Genomic DNA, 5,135 nt, shown 5'->3' with positions numbered 1-5,135 from the left:
CACGTTGCACCACATGATGTGGGTAATTCGGCAACACAATGCGCCCCATCCTTGGCATGACAACCTCCTTCCGTTGAGGCCTTCAGCTTAGTCGATCAGACAGAAAATAAATCTGTCCCCTTTTCCTCGTTCCCAGCCCAACAGCGCCTGATCTCCACCACCGACCTCAAGGGGCAGATCACCTACTGCAACGACGCCTTCGTCGAGATCAGCGGCTTCTCCCGCGAGGACTTGCTGCGCGCGCCGCACAACATCGTGCGCCACCCGGACGTGCCGCCGGCCGTGTTCTCGCACATGTGGACGACCTTGAAGAGTGGCCGGCCGTGGATGGGCATCGTCAAGAACCGCAACAGGGGCGGCGACCACTACTGGGTCAACGCCTACGTCACGCCGATGACCGAGAACGGCCAGGTGGTCGGCTACGAATCGGTACGGGTCAAGCCGACGGCCGAACAGGTACGCCGCGCCGAAGCCCTCTACACCCGCATCAACACCGGCAAGTCGGCCATTCCGTCCAGCGACCGCTGGCTGCCGGTGTTGCTGGCCTGGCTGCCGTTCATCCTGGTCAGCCAGATCGGCTTCCTCATCGGTCAGTGGTTCGGCAGCAACTGGGGCTTCGCCCTCGCCGCCGTGCTCTCCGTGCCCCTGGGCCTGGCCGGCATCGCCTGGCAGAGCCGTGGCATCAAGCGCCTGCTGCGCCTCGCCGAACAGACCACCTCGGACCCGCTGATCGCGCAGATGTACACCGACAGCCGCGGCGCCGAAGCACGCCTGGAAATGGCCATGCTCAGCCAGGAAGCCCGCCTGAAGACCTGCCTCACCCGCCTGCAGGACACCGCCGAGCAGCTCACCCAGCAGGCCCGCGAAGCCGACAAGCTGGCGCACGACAGCTCCGCCGGCCTGGAGCGCCAGCGCCAGGAAACCGAGCAGGTCGCCACCGCCGTCAACGAGATGGCCGCCACCACCCTGGAAGTGGCCAGCAACGTGGCGCGCACCGCCATCGCCACCCAGGAAGCCAACCGTCTCACCGGCGAAGGCCGTGGCATCGCCGCGGAAACCCGCGAAGCCATCCAGCGCCTGTCGCAATCGGTGGGCGACACCGGCGAGACCGTCACCCGCCTGGCCCAGGACAGCAACGAGATCGGTGGCGTGGTCGACGTGATCAAGGGCATCGCCGACCAGACCAACCTGCTGGCGCTCAACGCCGCCATCGAGGCCGCCCGCGCCGGCGAAATGGGCCGCGGCTTCGCCGTGGTCGCCGACGAGGTACGCTCCCTGGCCCAACGCACCGCCGAATCCACCGAACAGATCCATGCCCTGATCGCCAAGCTGCAACGCACCGCCGAGGAAGCGGTGATGACCATGGAAATCGGCCGCAAGCAGGCCGACGAAGGGGTCGAGCGCGTGCTCCAGGCCGACCAGGCCCTGGCCGGCATCAGCGAAGCGGTGGCCAGCATCACCGACATGGCCAACCAGATCGCCGCCGCCGCCGAGGAACAGAGCGCCGTGGCCGACGAGATCAACCAGAACATCACCACCATCGCCCAACTGGCCGAACAAACCGCCGGCGAGGCGAACAACACCGCCAGACTCAGCGAAGCCCTGACCAATACCGCCCAGGGTCAGTACGCGCTGGTCGAACGCTTCAACCGCTGAAAGCAAAAGGCGCAGCGAACAAACCACCGCGCCTTTTCCCACCTCTGTAGGAGCGAGCTTGCTCGCGATCCTTTCCCCGCCCCGATCATGGCATCTGCACGATTGCCACTTGCCAGTATCCCGTGTGTCTGGTGTATAACATGCCAATTATCCCCAGCTCTTCGCCACAAGCGGCGTCTTAGACGCAGAGATAGCCATGGGTCAGCGAAATGTCATCCACCAGTCCTGCTCGGGAAGCCATGCACCAGCTGGTGTCTATTTATAGTTAGGCCTACTCAAGGAGAAACCATCTAGATGCTCAAGCCAACTATTCATGCCTTATTCATTACAACATTTCTAACAGGCTGTGCCGCACAGCCGCATCAAAATGAAAAAACAGTTGGGATTGGAGATAGTTCAGGGCACACCCAAGTCATTACAATAAAGCAGAGCGACATCGCCAATGCATGTGATCTTAGTGCTTTTGAAGATGGCTTTAAATATACATACATGAGCATGTGGAACGGTCGAATAGAAGAAATCCTGAAGACAAGCACGGAACAAAGCGCTACCGACTACTATTCGAAGTTATTTTTCAATTCCGAGCCAAATACTAGAGCAGTTCTAGATAAAGCCCCTGAGACCAGGGCAAATTACAGTTACTGCCAAGAATCAAGCTACCAACAAGGAAAGATTAGCGGCTTTATTTATTCCATTGAAGACCTGAAGAGACTTGAAGAAAAATCGCCTATGTAGTGTACCGCGCTACAGCCTGACATGCGGTTCAATTCATTCGCTTCACCCACTTGGCACGCGGTAAAAAGGGGACAGATTTATTTATTGACTCACGCCATCAGCCGAAAAATAAATCTGTCCCCTTTTCCAGTGCAGGTATAACGGTAGAGGGTTATCTCATCATGAGGTAGATGTGCTTCGTGGATCGCTTACGGTGAACCCGCCTACACCCACGACCGCATCGTCCCCGGCATCAAGCTGCGCGGCCTCTGGCTGCAACAGGCCGGCTTCCAGGTCAACGAGAAAATACGGATTCGTGTCATGCAGGGCTGTTTGGTGATTACGGCGGAGTGAAATAAATAGCCCCGGCAGGGCCGGGGCTATTCTTATTCCCCATCAGACAAGAACATATCTATATCATCTAAAGCATCTGAAACCTGCCCAGATATAGCATCATCCTGCAAATGTTCATGCAAAGCAGAAATAACTACTTCTTTATCAAGACGCCGATGAATTCTTGCAATATGCCCAAAGCATGTCGCTGCAAGCCCTCTGATCTCTGGGTTTTCGGCATCAAGAAACTCTAGACACTTATCCTGCACCCACTTCCAATCTGAGTTATACAGAGCAACGGATATTAAAGCATCACAAATTACCTTAGCATCTTTAGACGTGAATGCATTCTCGGCTGACTGCCGATCAAGGTATTGAGGCTCCCTGTAGTCCATCATTGCTTTCCGCCAACAAGAATGTTGCCTTTACGATCAGCCATGCCAGCTTGTTGCAGGGCTTTTTGCATATCTGGATGCAGATCCTTCCAAGAGCGGACATGACCGTGATACGTCGTATCCAAGGTCTTATCAAAAACCACAAACTCTTTCGACTCGTAATCAATTCCGACTCGGCGAGGGGATGTAGTCTTGACTTGGATTGAAGTGTCTAGTGCATCCTGCCCATTAATCGGGGCACGGCTCTTAACAGCATTGTCAATTTTCCCGTGGTAGGGCGCTGCTTCATAGTCCAGTCGGCGCATAGCACCTGTACTGTCTCCAGCAGCCCCTGTCGCTTTTGCCCCAACTGTAAATCTATGACTTCAAACTCTTCAGATGTTTGAATGACCCCTCTTCCAAAGAGAACCCCATATCCAAGGCCAATTGAACAGCCTCGTCATATTCCTCATCACTTATAGATACATCATATTCGCAAATATGGTCACACAGAATCTCGAAAGCCAAGCCCTCTTCACTATATCCAACATAATCTAATGCGCCCTGAAGCAGCATAGAATCTAGCCTCCCCTGGAATCGCTCACCAAATTTCAAAATACGATCAGCGTACATAAATACCTACTTTATGGGTTTATAGGGTGGAATCGGTGCATTGTCGGGGAAGGCCGTGATCACCTTGCCTGTGGCTGGCTGGTAAACAACACGCATACGAACCCCGTCACGTACTTCATAAGCAACCCATTTAGCAGGATCACCTTTGCCTGTATAAATCCCACCAGTTCCTGTTTGGGCGTACCACTTGGTGCTAGGGGACGTCGCAATGTCACCAACCTCGTGAACTATTTTATCTGCCGACCAACTCTGAGGGAAAACTGTCTTCCCTGGTTGCCCTGGCCACATATGACCACCACTTCCAGGCTTGTCGCCATACAAAATATGTTGCTTAGCGTCAGGGGAAAGAATATCGACATAATCTTTTCCAGTCGTTTTTGCACCATTAAATCAGGCCAATATTTCGCAACACCACCTCATTCGCAAACTCTAGCCCACCAACTTCTACCTTAGCCCCATCTATGTAATGGGAATGACCACAAACGTTACACTGGTAAGCCAATAGCCCGTTATGCTTGCCTATAAAAACGCGCATCCCATCAGACTCACACCTAGGGCATTGCTTATCAACTTCGACAGTTATCAATGCCTCCATTGTATCGCGTAGGAACCGCGCAATAAACTCAACATCCTTAGCCTGATACTCTAGAATGACCTTTTTGAAGTGCGCTATATCGCTAGATGAAAATGACGAATAATCAACAGGCATTAAATTTTCATTTACATGTGAAAACTCATCGAATCCGTAGCTCGAAAACGGCTCAACAGAAAAATACTTATAATTATCCCTAATCCATGAAAGAATCACCACAAGAATATCTCTTGGTGATGTTTCTTCACTAAGTAGCATCACAGCCAACTGAAGTTTACGCCACACATGCATAGGAAGAGATCGCATCAGTTCACCGCCTTAACTGGGAAGGTGGTTATCAAGTTGCCAGCCCTATCGGTAAATACCTTTATCACTGAAGTAGGAAGACCTCCATCTTTCAGCGTAGTAGTGCCAATGATCCTGCCTGTATCAACAATCCTTACAAACTGACCATCTGGTAACGCAGTAACTAGTGACTTAACGACTGAACTACTCTGAAGAACTCCCTTCAACTCATTTGGACTAATAGTAAACACAGAACGGGAGTTGGAGACTTCTACGTCGAAATGACCTTTCAGCACATGATCAAAGCCCGCAGATACTGGCCTACCGGTATCACGGAGCGGAGTGGTTTCCGTGCGACCATTGGCAATATTTATTCGAGACTGTACTCGGCCAGGGATCTGAGTGATAGCTTCGCCTGTCGCTTTTGCCCCACCAACCGCCCCAGCCCCTCTAGCCTGACCCAATAGCGCCACAATAGCCAACGCAGCTTCATTTGTCAGCCCCGCCGGTGTCTGCGCCAGAATATCCCGAACGCTCTCATACTCCCG

Annotated in this window: 8 protein-coding genes and 1 pseudogene; 3 read left to right on the top strand and 6 right to left on the bottom strand. The window is 53.3% G+C overall.

Features of this window, described 5'->3' with window-relative positions:
* The first annotated feature begins 147 nt into the window (after positions 1-147).
* From DNJ95_RS18950 to DNJ95_RS19850, 3 genes are all read left to right on the top strand, one after another.
* On the top strand, positions 148-1,656 hold the full coding sequence (locus DNJ95_RS18950; RefSeq protein WP_131186265.1) for a methyl-accepting chemotaxis protein: 1,509 nt from the start codon (positions 148-150) through the stop codon (positions 1,654-1,656).
* 294 nt (positions 1,657-1,950) lie between these two features.
* Positions 1,951-2,391 carry a hypothetical protein gene (locus DNJ95_RS18945; protein ID WP_131186264.1) on the top strand — a complete coding sequence of 147 codons (441 nt, stop codon included), beginning with the start codon at positions 1,951-1,953 and terminating at the stop codon, positions 2,389-2,391.
* A 183-nt stretch (positions 2,392-2,574) separates the two neighbouring features.
* Positions 2,575-2,724 carry a SymE family type I addiction module toxin gene (locus DNJ95_RS19850; protein ID WP_131186266.1) on the top strand — a complete coding sequence of 50 codons (150 nt, stop codon included), beginning with the start codon at positions 2,575-2,577 and terminating at the stop codon, positions 2,722-2,724.
* 32 nt (positions 2,725-2,756) lie between these two features.
* Here DNJ95_RS19850 and DNJ95_RS19275 read toward each other — a convergent pair whose 3' ends face one another.
* The 6 genes and pseudogenes from DNJ95_RS19275 to DNJ95_RS18910 form a co-directional block, all read right to left on the bottom strand.
* Complete coding sequence (locus DNJ95_RS19275; RefSeq protein ID WP_165491656.1) at positions 2,757-3,101, bottom strand: hypothetical protein; 345 nt, start codon at positions 3,099-3,101, stop codon at positions 2,757-2,759.
* Complete coding sequence (locus DNJ95_RS18930; RefSeq protein ID WP_131186263.1) at positions 3,098-3,403, bottom strand: adhesin; 306 nt, start codon at positions 3,401-3,403, stop codon at positions 3,098-3,100. The genes DNJ95_RS19275 and DNJ95_RS18930 overlap by 4 nt, the downstream gene beginning before the upstream one ends.
* 52 nt (positions 3,404-3,455) lie before the next feature.
* Positions 3,456-3,710: a MafI family immunity protein gene (locus DNJ95_RS18925; RefSeq protein ID WP_131186262.1), complete on the bottom strand. Its 255-nt coding sequence runs from the start codon at positions 3,708-3,710 to the stop codon at positions 3,456-3,458.
* A gap of 6 nt (positions 3,711-3,716) precedes the next feature.
* Positions 3,717-4,079, bottom strand: a pseudogene (locus DNJ95_RS19845) (EndoU domain-containing protein); the annotation flags it as partial.
* A gap of 16 nt (positions 4,080-4,095) precedes the next feature.
* Positions 4,096-4,608, bottom strand: coding sequence for a hypothetical protein (locus DNJ95_RS18915; RefSeq protein ID WP_131186261.1), 513 nt, complete (start codon positions 4,606-4,608; stop codon positions 4,096-4,098).
* Positions 4,608-5,135 (bottom strand): hypothetical protein (locus DNJ95_RS18910; protein WP_207388782.1); only part of this gene is annotated, 528 nt, incomplete at its 5' end. The genes DNJ95_RS18915 and DNJ95_RS18910, both read right to left, overlap by 1 nt.

This window comes from Stutzerimonas kirkiae (assembly GCF_004327335.1).
GTDB lineage: Bacteria > Pseudomonadota > Gammaproteobacteria > Pseudomonadales > Pseudomonadaceae > Stutzerimonas > Stutzerimonas kirkiae.
This window is presented reverse-complemented; position numbering and strand designations above follow the sequence as displayed.

What these genes read in the sequence shown, in the direction of transcription:
- DNJ95_RS18925 (WP_131186262.1), bottom strand. Translation starts at nt 3,710, where the DNA reads ATGTACGCTGATCGTATTTTGAAATTTGGTGAGCGATTCCAGGGGAGG.
- DNJ95_RS19275 (WP_165491656.1), bottom strand. Translation starts at nt 3,101, where the DNA reads ATGATGGACTACAGGGAGCCTCAATACCTTGATCGGCAGTCAGCCGAG.
- DNJ95_RS18945 (WP_131186264.1), top strand. Translation starts at nt 1,951, where the DNA reads ATGCTCAAGCCAACTATTCATGCCTTATTCATTACAACATTTCTAACA.
- DNJ95_RS18915 (WP_131186261.1), bottom strand. Translation starts at nt 4,608, where the DNA reads ATGCGATCTCTTCCTATGCATGTGTGGCGTAAACTTCAGTTGGCTGTG.
- DNJ95_RS18930 (WP_131186263.1), bottom strand. Translation starts at nt 3,403, where the DNA reads ATGCGCCGACTGGACTATGAAGCAGCGCCCTACCACGGGAAAATTGAC.